Genomic DNA, 19,785 nt, shown 5'->3' with positions numbered 1-19,785 from the left:
ATTATTGAGGCCGTGTTATCTAGGGGATATATTCGTTTTGTTAAGGATAAAATCCGCGATTCAGCGCTTCAACCGCTTCGGCGACGCGCGGCCCCATTCCCAGTAAAATCGCCTGATCGAGCGCGATAATACGCTGGTTTTTCCAGGCTGCGGTTTGCGTTAAACCGGGCACGGCCGCTAGCGCCTCCACGCCGTTTTCCACACTTTGTGTGGTCACCACAACTACCTCTGGGTTCGCCGCAATCATCGCCTCGCCGCCATAAATACGATACTGGCTATGCGTGGCAATATTCTTTCCGCCTGCCAGCGCGATCAGGCTATCTACTACGGTATTTTTCCCCGCGACCTGCGCTGCACCGCCGCCGACACTCAGCAGAAACACAACGCTGACGCGATCCTTCCGCGTTGCTAGCTGCTCTGATACCGCACTGAGCTGCTGAGAGAGACGAGTGGCCAATTGCTCGGCAGCCTCCGTGCGATTGAGCAACGCTCCAGCCTGACGAATATTGCTAAGCAGTTGCGCTGGCGTGCTGGGCGTGCGGGTAAAACGGGCTACCGTTACGCCAGCCTGCTCAAGCTGATTAAGTACCTGCGGCGGGTTGGCATCCTGCCAGGTCATCAACAACGTTGGGTGCAGCGACAAAATCCCTTCGCTCGTCAACTGTTGCCAGTTGCTGACTTTGGGTAGCGTTGCTGTTTGTGGTGGATAGGTGGTGGTCTGATCGACGCCCACAACGGTATCGCCTGCGCCGAGCGCATAAACGATTTCCACCAGCGAACCACCGGCAATCACCACGCGCGGCTCAGCCGCGCAGTTGAAGGAAGACAGCCCGAAGAGCATTAACACAATAAGCGCCTTCATCATCATGATGCTTAGAATGAGAACGCCGCGCCAATCGCGGTGCTGAAGCCGGATGCAGGAATGCTTTCGTGCGCGGTGGTGTAGCGTTTATCCAGTAGGTTGTTCAATGCCAGCGTGACTTGATACTGATTCTCGCTGCCGAAGGTACTCGTGAATTCCAGATTGGCCGTTGCCCAGCCGCTGTGCTGGACGGCGATATCTGCCGTTTCATCCTTCGCGCGCGAGGCTGCTCGGAAGTAGAGATCTGATTCCAGCTCCATGCGCTCGAATAACGTGATGTTTTTGAGTCCGATTTTGCCGGTAAAGGTGGGTTCACCCGTGCGATAGGTGCTGCGGGTCGGCAGTTCTAGCTCACGACGGATGATGTTGCCGTTAACGTAAGGAGACAGTGCCCAGCCGAGGTATTCCGCATACATTTCCATTCCGTACGTGGTCGCACGGTTGGCGTTGGCGTAGTAGCGGCTGCTGCTGTTCGTGCTGCCAGAACAGACCGCGTTACCGGCACAGTTCAGCGTGGTGATGTAGTCTTTGGCGCGTGAGTGATAAATAGCGCTGTCCAGCAGCCAGCTCTCATCTTTATAGCGCATGCCGACTTCATAGTTATCCGACGTTTCCGCCTTTAGGTTGGCGTTTCCGTAAGTGGTGCTTCCGCCTGCCGCCGTGTCGTAAAATTTATGTGTCAGGGTAGGGTAGACATAACCTTGCGCAAAGGAGGCGCGCAGTTGGATATTGTCAAAGCCGGAATAGCGCAGGCTGCTGGCGGTGACTAATGTGCTATCACTTTCTTTCGCGGCCGCGGACGTACTGTTGTTCGGCCTTACCATACCGTTCATTGTTATTGAACCTGTTTTTTGTCCTCCGTAGGAGAGCGACTCAACCCAGTATTGGCGTGCACCCAGCGTCCACGTCCAGTCCGGCGTTATTTTCCATTCATCTTGTGCGAACAGCGCCCAGCTGTTCTGCCGCCAGTGGTTATTGGATACCGAGCTGGGGTTGACTGACAGGGATACGGGGAGAACAGGAGAGGCAAAGCCGTTGACATGAACATCAGAGAAGGCATTTTGCTTCACGACATCGGAGAGCCATTGTCCCCCAGCGATCAGCATGTGTCCGGCTAATGGCGTGATATCCGCCTGTAAGGTTAATCCCCGGCTGGTCTGCTTGTCGTCGGTGCCTGTGCTCATCGCCATTTTGCCCTGATAAAGCGCCATGCCTTCATATCTGAGCGGATTACCGCTCTGTGACAGATCGTTACGAAATTCGCGTTTGATATTTTGCTGATAGGCATCCAGATGCAGGTTTTTCAGCACATCGCCGCCGATCTGCCAGTCATAAAACAGGCCGACCTTCTTTCTTTCCAGTTCAGGAATGCGCACGCTGAAGCTGTCGTATTCATCCGAATCGGTGTAGGTCTGCGTGCTGAGTTTGAAGCTGTCCAGCGACAGGCCGAATTTATGATCGTCAAGGCGATAGCCGAGCCAGGCGGACTGGCCGCTGTTGCGGAAATGCGTATCCGGCAGGCGACCATCCGGCGTGCTGCGGTTGCCCTGATCGCTATAGCTGCCGCTAAGGCGATAATCAAAATTACCGATAGAGCCGTAGGCTAAACCTGATTCCTGCCAGCCTGCGGTTGCACTGTCATAAACGGCTTTGATTTTTCCGCTCAGCGGCTTGTCTCCGCCCTTGCGGGTAATAAAATTGATCACGCCACCGATAGCCTGTGAACCATATAATACCGAATGAGGACCTTTTACCACTTCGATACGTTCGATATAAGAAGGATCAATTAATAATCCGAGGCTGTAATTAGGTCCGGCGCGTTGATAAGTGACTTCTTGTCCGTCAATTAACACTAAGACGCGTGAGGCTTCTTCACCGCGAATACGTATTTGTTTACGGCCTGCTAATGCGGTGTCGGTAATATCGACGCCGGGAATATCACGCAGCGCTTCGGCAATAGAATCACCGGTATATTTATTCAGTTTTTCATTATCGACAACCTGCATCGTGACGGGACTTTCCCATAAATTCTGTTCCGTTCTCCCTGCGCTAATAACGGTTATTTCATCGCTGTTTGTCGTCGTATAGCTTGAGGATAAATTATTTATGGATAAATCGTTTGTAGCTGCACTAATTGCGCCGCTATAAATAGCAGGCAGCATAAATAGCGCCCAGCGTGTGGCCTTTTTATTCATGGCTTCTTCTCTGAAAGGTTAATGATTCTCATTAACATTATCATTTGGGCGCAAGGGGTAATAATTAAATTTAAATGAATTCTTTAAAATGTGACGCCAATCTCATTACTTATTAAATAAGGACTTGCAATATTTTATTGGCTGTAAAGTTAACGAACTTTAATGTAGTGGTTTTTGTTTTCATTTATTTAACATTTAAAAGTGGTGTGGCGGATTAATACTATGAAAATAATGAAAATTAACCGTGTTTATTAACTCGGTAAATTTTAAACAAAATAAGCAAATCGGTTAATTTAAAGAGAAAATGATGCGGAAAGAATAACCCGCCTCCTTTCTGCCCGTCGGGCAGGTTGCCAAATAAAAATAATTATCATTTAATTTATTTTATTGATTATTTGGGGGCCGTTAATGAACATCGATTTGACGCCGTATTATGCCGAGCCCGGTGAGCAACCTTTTGGTGCCCGACGTATGGCAATGCCTTGGCGCAACCATGTGCCACTTTCACCAGAACACATTCCAGCCGGTTGGCAGGCGCTGAAGCAGCAAACATTGCCTGCTCGTAAGCGCTTGCTCTATCTGCATATTCCTTTCTGTGCCACGCACTGCACGTTCTGCGGCTTTTACCAGAACAAACTGCGTGATGACAGTACCGCGACCTATACGCGCTATTTGTTGCAGGAATTGGCGATGGAAGCGGACAGCCCGCTGCATCAGTCTGCGCCTATTCATGCGGTTTACTTTGGTGGCGGTACGCCAACGGCGCTGGCAGCTGATGAACTATCGCAGATCATTCGCGCAATCCGCACCTCTCTGCCGCTGGCTCCAGACTGTGAAATCACGGTAGAAGGGCGGGCGATGGATTTTGATGATGAGCGGATCGATGCCTGTCTGGATGCGGGAGCGAACCGCTTCTCCATTGGGATTCAGACGTTTGATACTCGTATTCGTCAGCGCATGGCACGCACCTCAGATAAACAACAATCAATTCGCTTCCTTGAGCGACTGTGTGAACGCGACAGGGCGGCGGTCGTATGCGACCTGATGTTTGGCCTGCCGGAACAAACACCGGAGATCTGGCGCGAAGATCTGGCGATCGTCAGCGATTTAGCGCTAGACGGCGTCGATCTGTATGCGCTTAATCTGTTACCAACGACGCCGCTGGCGAAAGCGGCTGAAAACCAGCGTGTTGCACTGCCTGATGTGGTCGCTCGACGTGATTTTTACCGGACGGGTGCAGCATTTCTCGCGGATGCGGGCTGGCACCAGCTTAGCAACAGCCACTGGGCGCGTACCACCCGTGAACGTAACTTGTACAATTTGTTAATTAAGCAAGGTGCAGACTGTCTGGCGATGGGAAGCGGTGCAGGCGGTAATTTAAACGGCCAAGCCTACATGATGGAGCGGAGTCTGGAGCGCTATTATCAGCAGATCGATCAGGGGCAAAAACCGATCATGATGATGACGCCAGCCAGTTCTACCGGGCCGTGGCAGCATCAGCTTCAGGCGGGCATTGAAGTCGGCCGTATCAAACTGCCTCAGCTTACCCAGCATGCCCGCGAACTTCAGCCCTTGCTGAGTCAGTGGCATCAGGCGGGGCTAACCTGTGACGATTCCACCTGCCTGCGCCTGACTAACGATGGCCGCTTCTGGGCGAATAACCTGATGCAGGCATTACAACAAATTATCCCTCAACTTAATGCCGAAGAGCATGCGCACTAACCGGAGACGCAACCATGACCATGACACTGAATGAATTACTGGCAACTAACCCTGATGGCACATTGGAAGAGATTGCCGGAAAATATAATACTTCGCTGTTTGCCGTCGTCGAGGCGCTGCCTGCGGCTCAGCGTACGCTGGTGACGGGCGATCGTTTCGATCAGGTGTGGGACACGATTGCGACTTGGGGTGAAGTGACGTTAATTAGCCACACGGCGGATGCGATTCTGGAGTTTAAGAGCGAGCTGCCAACCGGGACGCATCGTCACGGTTATTTTAATTTACGTGGCAAAAATGGCCTGAGCGGACATATCCGCGCGACGAGCTGCCAGCATATTGCGTTTATTGAACGTAAGTTCATGGGGATGGACACAGCCTCCGTGGTGTTCTTTAATGCCAGCGGTGCAGCGATGTTTAAAATCTTCCTTGGACGAGACAGCCACCGCCAGCTGCTGAGCGCTCAGGTTGAGGCGTTCCGCGCGCTGGCGAATGAATTACAACCGGAGCAGGTATGACATGGTTACTTTTTGGCGCAGGCAATGGGGTCGGCGCCTGCTTATTACAGCGAGCGATTGAGTGCGAGCAGGCGGTAGTACTGGTATTACGCAACCCTGAGCAGGCTAAACACTGGCGTGAACAGGGGATGACCGTGGTGGAGGGTGATGCCTGTGACCCGGAAACGGTAGCAGAAGCCTGTCGCGTTGCTGGGCCGTCCGCTATTGTGGTATCGACGATGGGTGGCGGTACAGTAAATTATCAAGGGCACCGGACGGTGATCGACGGTGCAGAACAGGCGGGTATCAAGCGTATGCTGCTGGTGACCTCGCTGGGCTGTGGCGATAGTTGGCCACAGCTGTCGCCACGCGCCAGAGCGGCGTTTGGTTTCGCAGTACGTGAGAAATCGCTGGCAGAAAGTTGGTTGCAAAGCAGTACGTTGGATCACTGTATTGTTCGTCCCGGTGGCCTGTTGGATGTGGTCGCGACGCACAATGCGCAGCTGACACAAGGTGCGGCCACGCTGGGATTAGTCTCTCGCTGGGATGTGGCGCTGGCGGTTGATAAATTGTTGCAACAACCCGTGTTCGGTAATCACATCTACAATCTGATCGATCCCGATCTCACGATGCCTGCCATTCCGTAATTTTCGTGATGTCGTCATCCATGTTGTCGGGATCGTTCATCCCGGCATCAGACGAACTGTTATAGTCAATCTGTCGAAAACTGTATCTGTTATCTCTGGTATGGCTATGTTCTAATCAACGCCAGCCGTGTTGTGTTTTTGTTAAAGCATGACAGTTTTTATATGCATGATGGTGATGACGATGGATGAAGTAAAACGCCTTCTGACTGAAGAGATCGAACGTATTAATCGGGAAGAAAAACGCGATAATAAAATACGTTTTAGCCGCAAATTCATGCAGTCACATCCCTATTTGTTTGCCGCGATGCTGGTGAGTTACGTGCCGGTTGCGATGATCCTGTTTTACGCGCCTTATTTTGGTTTGCCGTACCTGATTGGTTTTACCATCTTCCTGTTGGTGATGTCGCTGGCACTCTCAATGGATATTAATCCGACCTACCGCTTTGAGGACATTGATACGCTGGATTTACGCGTTTGCTACAATGGTGAGTGGTTTACGATCCGCCATGTATCGCAGGACACATTGGATAAACTGCTACGTAACGAGCAGGTGCCACCTGCCGTGAAAGCGGGGATAGAGAAGATTCAACGCACGAAAGGCGATGTTGATTTCTACGATATTTTCTCGCTGGCTTATCGCCAACAGCCCTCTCTCTGAATGATATAAAACAGTCAACGTTATCTTTATATAGCGTTACGCTTGTTTATATTTCCATCTATTTCTTATTCCACTATTCAGCTATTTTCATCCGGCGGTGGGGAAATCCTTACGAAACCAAATGTTATAGAAATTTTATTTTCTTATTAAGAAAGTGCAATATGATTGTGACCCTTTAAAAAACATCTACGCTATGTAAGTGGGGTGGAAACGATATATCCAGCATGTTTATGCGGTTTCTCGACCCACGCTCTCGCTTTTCTAAAACATTAACGTAATGCATTCCTTTCTTCATCAGCGTGTTAGATGTGGGGCAAATGATGTGAAGACAAGGTTTGCTCGTATTGATGGAATTTTCTATGGCAAAACCACTTGTGTCCCAGTTGCAGGGTATTTGGCTGCTGATCTTGGGGTTAATCGTAACGGCGATAGGTGCTTTTTTTGCCTATTATGGCGCCAAACTTATTGGTTTGGGGGGGAGCCCATATTTTCTGGTATCTGGCGTAGCATTACTGATTTCCGGTGTGCTGATTTGGCGTAAAAGCGTCGTAGGCGCTTATTTGTACGCTGCCGTCTTATTGGGAACGGCGGTATGGGCATTGTGGGATGTGGGGCTGGATTTCTGGCCTCTGGTGTCACGCTTGCTCACGCTGGCAGGGATTGCCATTTTGGTCGCGTTGTCGCTACCGCTCTTACGTAATCGCGCGGGCAACCAACCTGGTTGGCGTGTGGCAGGGCTTTCTGCGGGCGTATTGGCGCTGGCTTTTGTTGCGACAGTCGGTGGGATGTTCGTCCCTCATGCTCCAGTGCCTTCTTCCGGCGCTCAGCTGCCGCTCGTTCCTGTAAAACCGGGTGAAGAGCAGCGTGACTGGACGAGTTACGGCAACACCTCCGGTGCTTCACGCTTTGTCGCGTTGGATCAGGTCACGCGTGATAATGTGAAAGATCTACAGGTCGCGTGGACGTACCGTACTGGTGATGTGCCGCAAAGTCCGGGCGGTGGTGGTGCTGAAGATCAGCAGACTCCGCTGCAAGTGGGTAACCGTTTGTTCCTCTGTACGCCGCATAACAATATTATTGCGGTGGATGCCACAAGCGGTGAGCAACTGTGGAAAACCGAGATTGGTGCTCAGCAGAAGAAGTGGATGCGCTGCCGTGGCCTTGCCTATTTTGATGCCACACAGCCGCTGGCTCAGCCCGATCTTCCGGGGTCTACGCCCGTTGAACAGGTTTCGGTACCAGTCGGCGCGGTTTGCCAGCGTCGTATTTTGATGAATAGCGTGACGCCGGAACTGATTGCGGTTGATGCAGATACGGGGGCATTTTGTCCAGATTTTGGTACCAATGGCCGGGTGGATCTCAGCGATCACATGGGCAAAGGTAGCGATAAAGGGCAATATTATCCGACGTCAGCGCCTACCCTGGCAGGGACGACCATCGTCATTGGCGGCAGAGTCGCGGATAACGTTAGCCTCGATATGCCTGGCGGTGTCGTTCGCGGGTTTGACGTAATTACTGGCAAGCTGCGTTGGGCGTTCGATCCTGGTAATCCGCAGGAGACAACAGAGCCAGCACAGGGTCAGAACTATACGCGTTCGACGCCTAACGTATGGGCGCCGATGTCCTACGATCCGCAGTCAAATACGGTGTTCATGCCGACGGGAAGCGCCGCCATTGATTTATGGGGTGTCAAACGTAGCGATTTGGATCGTAAATTTGGTGCGTCAATGGTGGCGGTGGATGCCTCCACGGGGCAGGTCAAATGGGTCTACCAGACGGTTCACGATGACCTGTGGGACTTTGATGTGCCGATGCAGCCTTCTTTCGTTAATTTCCCCAGCGAAAATGGCAAGAACGTACCCGCGTTAGTGTTCGGCACCAAAGCCGGTCAACTGTTCGTTCTCGATCGTGCGACGGGTAAACCGTTGACGAAAGTCGAAGAAAGAAAGGTTGAACAGGGAGAAATTCCAAGCGAAGTGTATTCGCCGACTCAGCCTGTTTCCGTTGGCATGCCGCAAATTGGGGCCGATGTCCTGAAGGAATCGGATATGTGGGGGGCGACACCGTTCGACCAACTGCTCTGCCGCGTTCACTTCAAGTCTAAACGCTACAACGGACTGTTTACCCCACCAGGTCACGATCCGTCACTTAACCTGCCGGGCTCATTGGGCGGGATGAACTGGGGCGGGTTATCTACCGATCCGGTGAATAATTATCTGTTCATCAACGACATGAGAGTGGGGCTGGAAGTTCAGCTCGTACCAACGTCGGCGGAGAATCAGGGTAAGAAAAGTGATGGGAACGAAGCGGCCAGCATCGATCGTCCGGTTCCGCTGGACGGCACGCCGTATTCGGTTAATGCCAAAGTGCGCTTTATGTCGCCTATTGAGATCCCTTGCCAGAAGCCGCCTTTTGGCACATTAACGGCAGTGGATTTAAAGACGCAGCAAATCGCCTGGCAGGTTCCAGTTGGTACGGTACAAGACACGGGGCCATTTGGCATCAAGATGGGGCTGCCGATTCCGATTGGGATGCCAACGATTGGCGGTACGCTTGCTACTCAGGGCGGCCTGGTGTTTATCGCGTCAACGCAGGATTACTATCTGCGTGCGTTTGATAGCGCGACGGGTAAAGAAGTTTGGAAAGCTCGGCTACCAGTAGGAAGTCAAAGTACGCCGATCAGCTATAAATCCTCGGTTGATGGCAAGCAGTACGTCGTTATTTCGGCAGGCGGTGCGCGTAATTCACCGGATCGTGGAGATTACGTGATTGCCTATCGTCTTCCATAATACGGAAGCGTCGGTATTGCCGTTGCAACGGTAGAGATGAAAGGCCACCGGCTATTGAGGTGGCCTTTTGCTATCCCGAGTGTGACTTGGGTAGGAATCGTATTGGGTTAGTGCTACGTTCGTTGAGGTGGATGAAGCCGCATTCTGTGGTTTTTCAGACGAAAAGTTTATCAAACGGGTGATTTTCAAATACAGGTAGAACAGGACGATGAGCGAAAAGGTATTGCTGGTGATTCAGTTGGGTCAACCGCCGGAAGGCATTGCGTCTCAGGTTGGGCAACAAGGGAAATGGTTTGTCGATGCTGTTGAAGGGAAAACACAGCCGGTGCAGGTGGTTCGTCCCGATCTTGGGGAACCGCTGCCGCCGTTTGATACGCTGGTGGCGGCGATTATCTCCGGTTCGTGGTCGATGGTCACAGATCGGCTGGACTGGAGTGAATACACCGCGGGTTGGCTGCGCGAGGCGTATTACGCGGATGTTCCGCTGCTGGGCGTGTGTTATGGGCACCAGTTGCTGGCCGATGCGCTGGGCGGTAAAGTAGGCGATAACCCGAACGGCAAGGAAGTCGGCGTTCAGGTGGTGACAACCCATGAAGTCGCGGCACAAGACCCATTATTGCGTGATTATCCATCGCAGTTTGGCGCTTACCTGACCCACCAACAATCTGTGCTGGAAGCGCCAGAAGGCGCGCAGGTGTTGGCGAGCTCAGAGATGGATGGTTGCCAGATTATCCGCTACAGCGATAAAGTCTTGACGGTACAATTTCACCCCGAATTCAGTGCGAACATCATGCTGACGTGCCTGCGCCATAATGAAACGGCGCTGCGGCAGGGCGGTTGGGATGTCGATCGGATGATGGATATTCCGCAAGAGCCTGTCTGGGCGCGCAAGATCCTGCTGGATTTTGTCGCGTGCTACGCGGCGAAATAGCCCTCGCTCGAAGCGTGGCTAGCGATAACACATCCTGCTCGATCGTCATCGATCGGTGATGATCGAACCGAAAATAATGACATACTCATCCAGCGAAACCCTAGTGCTATGGCAAAGTTTGAACAGCTCGCTCACCAGATCCGTGAGCAGCTTCAGGAAGGCATTTGGCAGCCGGGAGACAAACTGCCCTCGCTGCGGGAAAAATCACTGCATGCGGGCATGAGCCTGATGACGGTGCTGCACGCGTATCAACTGCTGGAAAGTCAGGGATTAATCGTGTCGCGCCCGCAGTCTGGTTACTACGCGGCTCCGCGGTTATCTCCGGCGTCAATAGACAGCTCACATTCGCCTGTCGGGCGGGATCGCGTCCAGCTTACCGAAGACGTGGACGTTAACGCGTTCATTTTTGACGTGCTTCAGGCCAGCAAAGATCCGACGGTGATGCCGTTTGGATCGGCGTTTCCCGATCCACAGCTCTTTCCGCAGCGCCAGTTAACGCGTTCACTGGCCTCGGTCGCCCGCCATATGCAGCCACAAAGTGCGCTGGATAATTTGCCGCCGGGTAACGAGAATCTGAGGAAGAACATCGCCCAGCGCTACGCGTTGCAGGGGATTGCCGTCTCGCCCGATGAAATTGTCATTACAGCGGGGGCGATGGAGTCCCTCAATCTCAGCCTTCAGGTATTGACGGAACCGGGTGATTACGTGGCGATCGAATCTCCGGCTTTTTACGGTGCGCTACAGGCGATTGAACGTCTTAAGCTCAAGGCCATTGCGATTGCGACCGATCCGCAACAGGGTATCGATCTTGAGGCGTTGCAGCAGGCATTGAATGACTACCCGATCAAAGCCTGCTGGCTGATGACTAATTTCCATAACCCGCTCGGCTACACGTTGTCCTGGGAGAAGAAACAGCGGTTGGTGGCAATGCTGGAGAAACACGGTGTCGGACTGGTCGAGGACGACGTCTATAGCGAGCTATACACTGGCCTGCAACGTCCGCTGCCAGCTAAGGCGTTGGATAAAAAAGGGACAATTTTGCACTGTTCCTCGTTTTCTAAAAATCTGGTAGCGGGATTTCGTATCGGCTGGGTGGCAGCAGGGAGCTATGCGGGCAGCATTCAGCGTTTACAACTGATGAGTACCTTATCAACCAGTGCGCCGATGCAACTGGCGATTGCTGACTATCTGGCGACCAGCAGCTATGACAGCCATCTGCGCCGCCTGCGGCGGGCGCTGGAGCAGCGTAAGCATGCGGCGTTACAGTCTCTACGTAGGCATTTTCCGGGTGACGTTCGCATTCATCATGCACAAGGCGGCTATTTTCTCTGGTTGGAATTACCTGAAGGCGTCAGCAGCACGGAGTTATACCGCTGTGCGCTGGAGCGGGGCGTCAGCATTGCGCCGGGGAAAATGTTCACGACTGGTGACCAATTCGACGGCTATTTCCGCTTCAACGCCTCCTACGAATGGGACGAACGCTGTGAACAAAGCGTGATCGTGTTAGCCGCGCTGATTCGGGCACAGATAAACGAACGTCTGACACGAGCACCTCTTTAGAGGTGTGGAGCGGCTTGCTGCTTTTCTGCTACTGTCTACGTCATGACGGGAAGCAACCCTATTGATAGCAAAAAACAGCCATAACCTTGCCGGAAATCAGGAAGTCGATAGGCATGATGGGTATAATCTTGGCTAAAGGTGAGCTATACCCGCTATCTTTCGGACCGCGCTGGCGGCCTTCCCGCATCCCGAAATCTATCGGATAGACAACGTAAATAACAGGAAAATCCCCCTGATGAGTATTCGTATTGTTCCTCAGGAACAGTTAGAACAGAATGAAAAATCGATGTCGGAAGGAAATATCCCTCCGCTGCTTTTCGCCAATCTGAAAAGCCTGTACAGCAGCCGTGCGGAACGTCTGCGTCAGCTAGCTGAAGATCACCCGCTGGGGGATTATCTCACCTTCGCCGCAGGCGTGGTGGAAGCCCAACAGAAGGTGTTGCACGATCATCCGTTGCAGATTGACCTGAGTGACGTGCTGAAGCAGTCCGGCGAACGCCCGCCGCTTGATATCGCCGTGTTCCCGCGTGATGCGCACTGGCATACGCTACTGCGTGCGTTGATTGAAGAATTGAAACCGGATGCCAGCGGACAGGTGTTAGCCACGCTGGAGAATCTGGAAAAGGCTTCTGAGCAGGAGTTGGAAGAACAGGCAACGGCGCTGCTGCAACACGAATTTCGTGCCGAAAGCAACGATAAAGCCCCGTTTATCTGGGCTGCGCTGTCGCTGTTCTGGGCACAGATGGCAGGTCTGCTGCCCGGTAAAGCTCGTGCTGTACCCGGTGAACATCGCCAGTTCTGCCCGGTGTGCGGCAGTATTCCGGTCTCTGGCGTGGTGCAGTTAGGTACATCCAGCGGGCTGCGTTATCTGCACTGTAATCTGTGCGAAAGCGAATGGCACATGGTGCGGGTGAAATGCAGCAACTGTGAAGAATCGAGCGAGCTGAATTACTGGTCACTGGATAGCGAGAACTCCGCCATCAAAGCGGAAAGCTGTGGTCACTGTGGCACGTATCTGAAGCTGCTATACCAGGAAAAAGATCACCGTGTAGAAGCCGTCGCTGACGATCTGGCTTCGCTGGTGCTGGATGTAAAAATGGAGGAAGAGGGCTTTTCTCGCAGTAGCATCAACCCTTTCTTGTTCCCGGAAAGTTCGATCGAATAGCCCATCTCATCGGTGAAGCACGTTTGGGCTTCACCGCCTTTCTTTTCCGAAAACCTTTCTTTTCCGAAAAAAGTACAGAAAATGGGGGCTTACCCCACGCCGCTGAAATGGAGTAGCAAGACCAGCGCGGTGATAACAATTGATGATGACGTGAGCACGATCAGCCCGTGACTAATGCGCGATAGCACCAACTGGCAACGGGCATTAAAACGATAACGCGCAATCGCTAGCACCGACATCAGCGCGGAAATGCATAACAACAGCATGGCGCAGGCAAACACTACTCGGCTGTCATCCACCATGCTCAGACGAAAACACAGCAGGCTGTTGATCAGCATCACAAACAGCGTACGTGACCAGGCCATACCGGTTCGCTGTGGCTGTAATCCCGGATCGCGTGTCGTGTCCATGCGCTACCCGAACAGAATCATCGCCGCAAGCGCGATGGCAATGAGGGTGATAAACAGCGTCACGATCAGCAGCATTGGCGTATACGGCATATCGCTTTCCTGACGCATCGCTTTCTCATTACTGACCCACCGACGATAGGCCAAGCCTCCCAGTAGCGCCGCACTGACGACGAGCAACAGCGACAGCCCCTGACGCAACAGAGGATCGATATGTACGGTAAATTGATCGATACCCACCGCGCCGGCAAGAAACGCCAACGCGGTGCGAATCCACGCCAGAAAGGTACGCTCATTCGCTAATGAAAAACGGTAGTCCGGGGTTTTCCCCTGGCTCCACCACGGTGTTTTGTCCTGTCTGGGCGTTGTCATGTTGTCGTCTGATTTCAGGTTGAAAAGGGCATCCGCTTGGGGCGCTGTGTTTGCATTTTAGCGCCCTTGGCGGATTTCGTCTGCCCTGATTGTCATCAGCACGGCATGATGAAACCCGTGATGGCAGTGCGTCTTTTTATCTGGAAGCGTCTTTGCCCGCTTCATGGTTCTCTACTGCCAGTGCGGTGACCAGCGCGAACGCGCAGGCCAGCAACGTGCCGAGTATCCAGGCGAAATACCACATGCTCTTTCTCCTCAAGTCGTTAGTAAACGGAATGCTTATTGGCTTCGATGTAGCGGGCATCGATTCGGCCAAACATTTTGTAATAACACCAACTGGTATAAAGCAGGATGGTGGGAACAAAAATACAGGCCAGAATGGTCATCACCTGAAGCGTAAGCTGGCTGGATGTGGCATCCCAGATGGTTAGGCTGACATTGGGATCGACACTGGAAGGCATCACGAACGGGAATAGCGTAACCCCTGCCGTCAGAATCACGCAGACAATCGTCAATGACGAGGTCAGAAACCCCCAGCCGCAGCGGTCTACGCGAGAGAAGAGACAGGTGAACCACGGCAGAACCACACCCAGTGCAGGAATCGCCCACAGCGCAGGGTGCGCCGTAAAGTTGGTTAACCACGCCCCAGCCTGCTGGACAACTTCTTTATTCAGCGGGTTAGATGGGGCCGCTTTATCCAGCGTGGAGGTAATCAGGTAGCCGTCGATGCCGAACAGTACCCAAAAGCCAGCCAGTAAGAAGGTGAGGCTCATCAGCGCGCTGGCGATCAGAACGGTTTTTTGCGCGCGACGCTGAAGCGCCTCTGTGGTGCGCATTTGCAGGTAAATTGCACCGTGTGCGACGATCATAGTGACACTCACGACGCCTGCCAGCAGCCCGAATGGATTCAACAGACCAAAGAACCCGCCGTGGTAGGTGAGGCGCAAATACATATCGACGCTCAGCGGCACGCCCTGCAATAGGTTGCCTAATGCGATGCCGAACACCAACGTGGGAACGAAACTGCCGATGAAAATGCCCCAGTCCCACATATTGCGCCAGCGCTGGTTTTCCAACTTGGAGCGATAATCAAAGCCCACCGGGCGGAAAAACAGAGCGGCGAGCACCAGAATCATGGCGAAGTAGAAACCGGAAAAAGCGGCGGCATAAACCATCGGCCAGGCGGCGAACAACGCGCCTGCCGCGGTGATCAGCCAGACCTGATTGCCGTCCCAATGTGGGGCGATCACATTAATCATCACCCGCCGTTCGGTATCGTTCTTGCCCAGCAGGCGCAGCAGAATGCCCACGCCCATGTCAAAGCCGTCGGTGATGGCGAAGCCGATAAACAACAGGCCAATCAATCCCCACCAAATCAGGCGTAATGTTTCATAATCCAGCATTATTATGTCTCCCGTTACGGTTTTGCAGGTGTCGCGAGTGGCGGTGTTGTCAGTTGTTCAAAGTGGTAGCGGCCGGTTTTCAGGCTGCTTGGCCCCAGTCGGGAAAACTTGAACATCAGATACAGTTCCGCAACCAGAAACAGCGTATACAGTCCGCAAATCAGCCCCATCGACAGCAGAATATCGTGTGCTTCCAGAGACGAATTGGCGATAGCGGTAGGCAGAACTTCGGCGACTGCCCAAGGTTGACGACCGTATTCAGCGATAAACCAGCCGGATTCAATGGCGATCCAGGGCAAGGGAATGCCGTACAGCGCCACGCGATGCAGCCATTTACGTTGTCCCATGCGGCCACGTATCACGCTCCAGAACGACAGGGCAAAAATAGCGAGCATCAGCACGCCGCAACCCACCATCAGCCGAAACGCGATATACAGCGGGGCGACGCGAGGAATTGAATCCTTTGTGGCCTGTTGAATCTGATTTTCACTGGCGTTGGCGACGTCATCGGTATAGCGCTTAAGCAATAAGCCATAGCCGAGATCGTGCTTGGCAGCCTCAAATTGTGCGCGAACGGTGAGGTCGGTGTTGCCTGAGCGTAGTTCTTCCAACAGACCATAGGCCGTCATACCGTTGCGAATGCGTATCTCATGTTGTGCCATTAGGTCTTTAATACCGACTACGGGTTTGTCGAGTGAACGGGTGGCAATCAACCCCAGCAAGTAAGGAACGTGGATAGCGTAATCGTTCTGCATCGTCTCCTGATTAGGAATAGAGAACAGCGTGAAAGAGGCTGGTGCGGGCTGCGTTTCCCACTCGGCTTCGATCGCTGCCAGCTTGGTTTTTTGCACATCGCCCATCACATAGCCGGATTCATCGCCCAGTACGATGACGGACAGCACCGAGGCCAAACCGAAACTGGCGGCAATGGCGAACGAACGCTTGGCAAACGCGATATCGCGGCCTTTCAGCAGATAGTAAGAACTGATGCCCAGCACGAACATCGCACCGGCGGTGTAGCCTGCCGCTACGGTATGTACGAATTTCACCTGTGCGACGGGGTTCAACACCAGTTCAGCGAAGCTCAGCATTTCCATACGCATGGTTTCGTAATTGAATTCGGCGGCAATCGGGTTTTGCATCCAGCCGTTGGCGACCAAAATCCATAAGGCGGAGAAGTTGGAGCCCAGCGCAACGAACCAGGTCACCAGCATATGCTGGACTTTGGTCAGGCGATCCCAGCCGAAAAAGAACAGACCAACCAGCGTGGATTCCAGGAAGAACGCCATCAGCCCTTCCATTGCCAGCGGCGCGCCAAAAATATCGCCCACATAGTGAGAATAGTAAGACCAGTTAGTACCGAACTGGAATTCCAGCGTCAGACCGGTTGCTACGCCCAGTGCGAAGTTGATGGCGAACAGCTTGCCCCAGAATTTCGTCATATCCTTGTAGATCTGCTTGCCGGTTAACACGTAAGCCGTGTTCATAATGGCCAGCAGGAAAGACAACCCCAGCGTCAGTGGGACGAAAAGAAAGTGATACATGGCAGTCAGGGCAAATTGCAGCCGCGACAGCTCGACGACATCAAACATGTTACGCTCCTAGCTTAAGGCAGGAAAATGCAGCTATTCCGATGCTTGCCGGAATAAATAGTGATGAATAAAATGCGAATAAATTACCGCCGACGGCATTTGCATCCGCCAGAAATTAACTTCACTGATTGAATTGAGATAAGAATAAATAGTGAGTGAAACGTGCGGGGATTATAGCGTGCAAAAAATAACGAATAAATAGTACAGTTTGTCGATTCGTATTTTTTATCTTTAATGTTGCTATTTTGGTTTTATATTCTAATTTTTAAATATATTTGGTTTTTTGATATTGATTGCATTGATTTTTTTGGTTTTTTATTTTGCTACCAATTAAGTATTAAATTTGATTGTGAGTTTAATTAGTACAGATGTGAAATTGATAAATATAACAGTTTCATTTTTTATTAAATTTTACATTTCATGATGAATAATAATGGGGAATTATCAGAATACTCCGCCTAAAGGAACTGAAATTATGGGTGTGCCGAACGCTAAATATGGCACACCATGATTATGCCCGTCATACTTCAAGTTGCATGTGCGTTGGCTGCGTTCAGTCACCCGAATCACTTACCTGAGTAAGCTCATCGGGATTCCTTCTCTTGCCGCCTTCCTGAAACTCGAATTATTTAGGGTATATATAATGAATTGCTGGTGTTACCGATTAGACGGAAGGCGCTTCTGGCCACACAACGGGTGCGGTGGTGAGGTCAATGCGGCTCAACGTGACCAGATAAATTTTCCATTGGGTTAGCCGTTCTTGCTCCTCATCCGTGGCGATAGCTAAGTCCACGGCGTAGCCCAGCTCGGTAATCCGGGTATTTGCTGTCGCGCGCCGTGCCGCCAGTTCCTGCTGAAGGTTTTTGGTCGCAGCAAGCTGTCGTGCTTCGAGGTTTGTCACCCAGGTCGTCCCATCCCACCGATCAAACTCGGTTGCAGGAGCCAGAAATGTCGTATTTTCAGGCAATTCACCGAATTGCATCACCGTCTGCGGCTGGCGGGTTTCTGTGCTGTAAACCGTCTGACCGCGATAGTCCGGTACCGGCTCCCACGATGTGCCATCAGCGGAACGGCGCAGGGCTTGGCCAACAGGCGGCAATTGCGGTTCGTCGGCGTAGCTGTCGGCAGGAAGACCAACACCTTGCATTACATATTCATAGCTGGCGCTCTGGTATTCCCGCGTCGTCGGGTTCACGTGATAAACGGTAATCCAGCCCGTATTGATGGCTAATCCGCGTTCGTTCAGTTCTGCGTTTTTAATTTGTGTTGAATAGTTGCTCATTATGCTGCTCTCACGATGTAGTTAAAGGCGATATTGCGTGGACGAGTTTCACTTCCGCCAACTGATCCTGTATCCGATGGGTCGTAGTTATCGACGCCTCCTGCTCCTTGATCGCCCCATCCGTCGATATACCCCCCCCATTCATATCGACGCGATATACCGCCTGAATGCTTGTGAGATTGAATATCAAAATTTTGCCAGCTCAGCAGTGCGCGCCCTGTATCAGCGCCGCGCCCGTCATCCCAACCACGCACGAACTCGCCGCGTAGGTCTGGTAATACACCGGATGGGTAGAGAGACGCCAAAATCGGATACAGTGATTTATTAAATGACTGCCCGTTGCACTTTATCCAGCCCGTAGGCGGGGTTGCTGATGGGTATGGAATAGGGACACCGACTGGAAACTCACTGGATAGATTAATATCCGCCGTACCATCAAACGCAACGCCATTAATCTTTCGGGCTGTCGCTAATCTGGTGGCAGCCACCGCTGTACCTGCGGCGGGCAATGCCCCAACATTTGCTGGGGTAAGTGAGATATTCGCTGTGCCATCAAACGTGATGCCGTTAATCGTCCGTGCCACTGCTAACTTAGTCGCCGCCGCTGCTGTTCCTGCCGTTGGCAATGCTCCCACACTCGCCGGAGTCAGTGAAATATTCGCTGTGCCATCAAACGCCACGCCGTTGATCGTTCGTGCCACTGCTAGCTTAGTCGCCGCCGCTGCTGTTCCTGCCGTTGGCAATGCTCCCACACTCGCCGGAGTCAGTGAAATATTCGCTGTGCCATCAAACGCCATACCGTTGATCGTTCTTGCCACAGCTAATTTTGTGGCTGCTATCGCTGTCCCTGTCGCCGGTAAGGCCCCGATATTTTCAGGCATCAGGGCAATATCCGCAGTACCATCAAACAATACGCCTGCAATCTTTCTCGCTGCGGCCAGTTTCGTTGCTGCTACCGCCGTGGTCGTTTTTTCTAAATAGCGGCCATCTCCAATAGCAATATCGGGAATATCGCTGGCACCTGTACCTACAGTACGTGTGGCAGCAGATTTTAACCCGATGTTAGCCAGAAATTTGGCCTTGTCGGGGATGTCTGCACCGTTTTGTTCTTTCTCCAGCTTTTGTGCCAGCTTATTCAACATGGTGGTTGAAAAATTTGGATCATTACCTAACGCATTCGCTAACTCTTGCAGCGTATCCATTGCTGCTGGCGAACCATTGATCAGTGCGGCAATGGCCGATTTCACAAATGCCGTGGTAGCAATCTGTGTGTTATTTGCTGTTTGCGCTGTCGTTGGCGCGGTGGGCGTTCCCGTTAGTACCGGACTATTTTTGGGCGCATATTGCGAATGCGGATCGCTGGCTGCGAGATGCTTTTGCAAATTCTCGCCAGTGGTTTCCTGCATTTTTTTCAGGTAAGCCGTGCGGTTGGCTAATTGCTCAGCCTGACGATTGGAAATTCCCCCTGGACCCGCGACAACCGGGTCTGATGTTTCAAGCTGGTAAATCCCATCAATCCAACTTTCTTGTTCAGATAAACTCGCCATGTTCATGCGCTCCTATGGGCTGTGGCATAGCTACGATGCGATTTTTACCGCGGTTCTTTCTGCTTCCGTGCAAGTGTCAGTATCGTGCTATGGCTATAAAACTGTTTTAGTAACGATGAAGAGCGTAACTGTTGAGATGGGGAAGGTTTAGCAACGGAG

Annotated in this window: 17 protein-coding genes; 8 read left to right on the top strand and 9 right to left on the bottom strand. The window is 52.2% G+C overall.

All coding sequences use genetic code 11. From position 1 onward, the window contains the following. Nucleotides 1-40: 40 nt before the first annotated feature. Both A6301_RS14645 and A6301_RS14640 read right to left on the bottom strand, forming a co-directional pair. Entirely contained in the window at nucleotides 41-862 is an 822-nt protein-coding gene (locus tag A6301_RS14645) for a hemin ABC transporter substrate-binding protein (protein WP_370642242.1), read from the bottom strand. A gap of 11 nt (nucleotides 863-873) precedes the next feature. Next, a complete protein-coding gene (locus A6301_RS14640) occupies nucleotides 874-3,057 on the bottom strand; it encodes a TonB-dependent siderophore receptor (RefSeq protein ID WP_234258118.1) in 2,184 nt (727 codons plus the stop codon). A 408-nt stretch (nucleotides 3,058-3,465) separates the two neighbouring features. On the opposite strand from A6301_RS14640, the gene hutW reads away from it, so the two are divergent. The 8 genes from hutW to fdhE all read left to right on the top strand — a co-directional run bounded on the left by hutW (nucleotide 3,466) and on the right by fdhE (nucleotide 13,023). Next, the gene (gene hutW / locus A6301_RS14635) at nucleotides 3,466-4,779 is read left to right on the top strand and encodes a heme anaerobic degradation radical SAM methyltransferase ChuW/HutW (RefSeq protein ID WP_107170526.1); all 1,314 of its coding nucleotides are present in this window, start codon (nucleotides 3,466-3,468) and stop codon (nucleotides 4,777-4,779) included. Between the two features lie 14 nt (nucleotides 4,780-4,793). Next, complete coding sequence (hutX, locus tag A6301_RS14630; RefSeq protein WP_234258117.1) at nucleotides 4,794-5,294, top strand: heme utilization cystosolic carrier protein HutX; 501 nt, start codon at nucleotides 4,794-4,796, stop codon at nucleotides 5,292-5,294. Then, entirely contained in the window at nucleotides 5,291-5,920 is a 630-nt protein-coding gene (locus A6301_RS14625) for an NAD(P)H-binding protein (protein WP_107170524.1), read from the top strand. Before hutX ends, A6301_RS14625 begins: the two co-directional genes overlap by 4 nt. A gap of 181 nt (nucleotides 5,921-6,101) precedes the next feature. Beyond that, entirely contained in the window at nucleotides 6,102-6,578 is a 477-nt protein-coding gene (locus A6301_RS14620; RefSeq protein WP_233671856.1) for a YlaC family protein, read from the top strand. 359 nt (nucleotides 6,579-6,937) lie between these two features. Next, nucleotides 6,938-9,367: a membrane-bound PQQ-dependent dehydrogenase, glucose/quinate/shikimate family gene (locus A6301_RS14615; RefSeq protein WP_107170522.1), complete on the top strand. Its 2,430-nt coding sequence runs from the start codon at nucleotides 6,938-6,940 to the stop codon at nucleotides 9,365-9,367. A gap of 208 nt (nucleotides 9,368-9,575) precedes the next feature. Then, entirely contained in the window at nucleotides 9,576-10,298 is a 723-nt protein-coding gene (locus A6301_RS14610; protein WP_107170521.1) for a glutamine amidotransferase, read from the top strand. A 108-nt stretch (nucleotides 10,299-10,406) separates the two neighbouring features. Further along, complete coding sequence (locus A6301_RS14605) at nucleotides 10,407-11,858, top strand: PLP-dependent aminotransferase family protein (RefSeq protein WP_107170520.1); 1,452 nt, start codon at nucleotides 10,407-10,409, stop codon at nucleotides 11,856-11,858. A gap of 235 nt (nucleotides 11,859-12,093) precedes the next feature. Then, nucleotides 12,094-13,023, top strand: coding sequence for a formate dehydrogenase accessory protein FdhE (gene fdhE, locus A6301_RS14600; protein WP_107170519.1), 930 nt, complete (start codon nucleotides 12,094-12,096; stop codon nucleotides 13,021-13,023). A gap of 89 nt (nucleotides 13,024-13,112) precedes the next feature. On the opposite strand, the gene A6301_RS14595 is transcribed toward fdhE, so the two are convergent. From A6301_RS14595 to A6301_RS14565, 7 genes are all read right to left on the bottom strand, one after another. Next, nucleotides 13,113-13,433 carry a DUF202 domain-containing protein gene (locus tag A6301_RS14595; RefSeq protein WP_215483780.1) on the bottom strand — a complete coding sequence of 107 codons (321 nt, stop codon included), beginning with the start codon at nucleotides 13,431-13,433 and terminating at the stop codon, nucleotides 13,113-13,115. Between the two features lie 3 nt (nucleotides 13,434-13,436). Continuing rightward, a complete protein-coding gene (locus tag A6301_RS14590) occupies nucleotides 13,437-13,802 on the bottom strand; it encodes a YidH family protein (RefSeq protein WP_205542992.1) in 366 nt (121 codons plus the stop codon). A gap of 136 nt (nucleotides 13,803-13,938) precedes the next feature. After that, the gene (cydX, locus tag A6301_RS14585; RefSeq protein ID WP_107170516.1) at nucleotides 13,939-14,046 is read right to left on the bottom strand and encodes a cytochrome bd-I oxidase subunit CydX; all 108 of its coding nucleotides are present in this window, start codon (nucleotides 14,044-14,046) and stop codon (nucleotides 13,939-13,941) included. Between the two features lie 19 nt (nucleotides 14,047-14,065). Next, entirely contained in the window at nucleotides 14,066-15,205 is a 1,140-nt protein-coding gene (cydB, locus tag A6301_RS14580; RefSeq protein WP_205542990.1) for a cytochrome d ubiquinol oxidase subunit II, read from the bottom strand. Nucleotides 15,206-15,219: 14 nt separating this feature from the next. Beyond that, entirely contained in the window at nucleotides 15,220-16,797 is a 1,578-nt protein-coding gene (gene cydA / locus A6301_RS14575; protein WP_234258116.1) for a cytochrome ubiquinol oxidase subunit I, read from the bottom strand. A 664-nt stretch (nucleotides 16,798-17,461) separates the two neighbouring features. Next, the gene (locus A6301_RS14570; RefSeq protein ID WP_234258115.1) at nucleotides 17,462-18,079 is read right to left on the bottom strand and encodes a tail fiber assembly protein; all 618 of its coding nucleotides are present in this window, start codon (nucleotides 18,077-18,079) and stop codon (nucleotides 17,462-17,464) included. Next, nucleotides 18,079-19,626: a phage tail protein gene (locus tag A6301_RS14565; protein ID WP_234258114.1), complete on the bottom strand. Its 1,548-nt coding sequence runs from the start codon at nucleotides 19,624-19,626 to the stop codon at nucleotides 18,079-18,081. The genes A6301_RS14570 and A6301_RS14565 overlap by 1 nt, the downstream gene beginning before the upstream one ends. Nucleotides 19,627-19,785: the final 159 nt, after the last annotated feature.

This window comes from Pectobacterium sp. IFB5596, from assembly GCF_021432585.1.
Lineage (GTDB): Bacteria > Pseudomonadota > Gammaproteobacteria > Enterobacterales > Enterobacteriaceae > Pectobacterium > Pectobacterium punjabense.
Note: the sequence above shows the minus strand (reverse complement) of the source record. Positions and strands in the feature narration are given on the sequence as shown.

Excerpts from the sequence above, each read along its gene's own strand:
- A6301_RS14620 (WP_233671856.1), top strand. The coding sequence starts at position 6,102 with ATGGATGAAGTAAAACGCCTTCTGACTGAAGAGATCGAACGTATTAAT.
- A6301_RS14595 (WP_215483780.1), bottom strand. The coding sequence starts at position 13,433 with ATGGACACGACACGCGATCCGGGATTACAGCCACAGCGAACCGGTATG.
- cydX (WP_107170516.1), bottom strand. The coding sequence starts at position 14,046 with ATGTGGTATTTCGCCTGGATACTCGGCACGTTGCTGGCCTGCGCGTTC.
- A6301_RS14610 (WP_107170521.1), top strand. The coding sequence starts at position 9,576 with ATGAGCGAAAAGGTATTGCTGGTGATTCAGTTGGGTCAACCGCCGGAA.
- hutX (WP_234258117.1), top strand. The coding sequence starts at position 4,794 with ATGACCATGACACTGAATGAATTACTGGCAACTAACCCTGATGGCACA.
- cydB (WP_205542990.1), bottom strand. The coding sequence starts at position 15,205 with ATGCTGGATTATGAAACATTACGCCTGATTTGGTGGGGATTGATTGGC.
- A6301_RS14615 (WP_107170522.1), top strand. The coding sequence starts at position 6,938 with ATGGCAAAACCACTTGTGTCCCAGTTGCAGGGTATTTGGCTGCTGATC.
- cydA (WP_234258116.1), bottom strand. The coding sequence starts at position 16,797 with ATGTTTGATGTCGTCGAGCTGTCGCGGCTGCAATTTGCCCTGACTGCC.
- A6301_RS14640 (WP_234258118.1), bottom strand. The coding sequence starts at position 3,057 with ATGAATAAAAAGGCCACACGCTGGGCGCTATTTATGCTGCCTGCTATT.
- A6301_RS14625 (WP_107170524.1), top strand. The coding sequence starts at position 5,291 with ATGACATGGTTACTTTTTGGCGCAGGCAATGGGGTCGGCGCCTGCTTA.
- A6301_RS14590 (WP_205542992.1), bottom strand. The coding sequence starts at position 13,802 with ATGACAACGCCCAGACAGGACAAAACACCGTGGTGGAGCCAGGGGAAA.
- A6301_RS14570 (WP_234258115.1), bottom strand. The coding sequence starts at position 18,079 with ATGAGCAACTATTCAACACAAATTAAAAACGCAGAACTGAACGAACGC.
- A6301_RS14645 (WP_370642242.1), bottom strand. The coding sequence starts at position 862 with ATGAAGGCGCTTATTGTGTTAATGCTCTTCGGGCTGTCTTCCTTCAAC.
- hutW (WP_107170526.1), top strand. The coding sequence starts at position 3,466 with ATGAACATCGATTTGACGCCGTATTATGCCGAGCCCGGTGAGCAACCT.
- fdhE (WP_107170519.1), top strand. The coding sequence starts at position 12,094 with ATGAGTATTCGTATTGTTCCTCAGGAACAGTTAGAACAGAATGAAAAA.
- A6301_RS14605 (WP_107170520.1), top strand. The coding sequence starts at position 10,407 with ATGGCAAAGTTTGAACAGCTCGCTCACCAGATCCGTGAGCAGCTTCAG.
- A6301_RS14565 (WP_234258114.1), bottom strand. The coding sequence starts at position 19,626 with ATGGCGAGTTTATCTGAACAAGAAAGTTGGATTGATGGGATTTACCAG.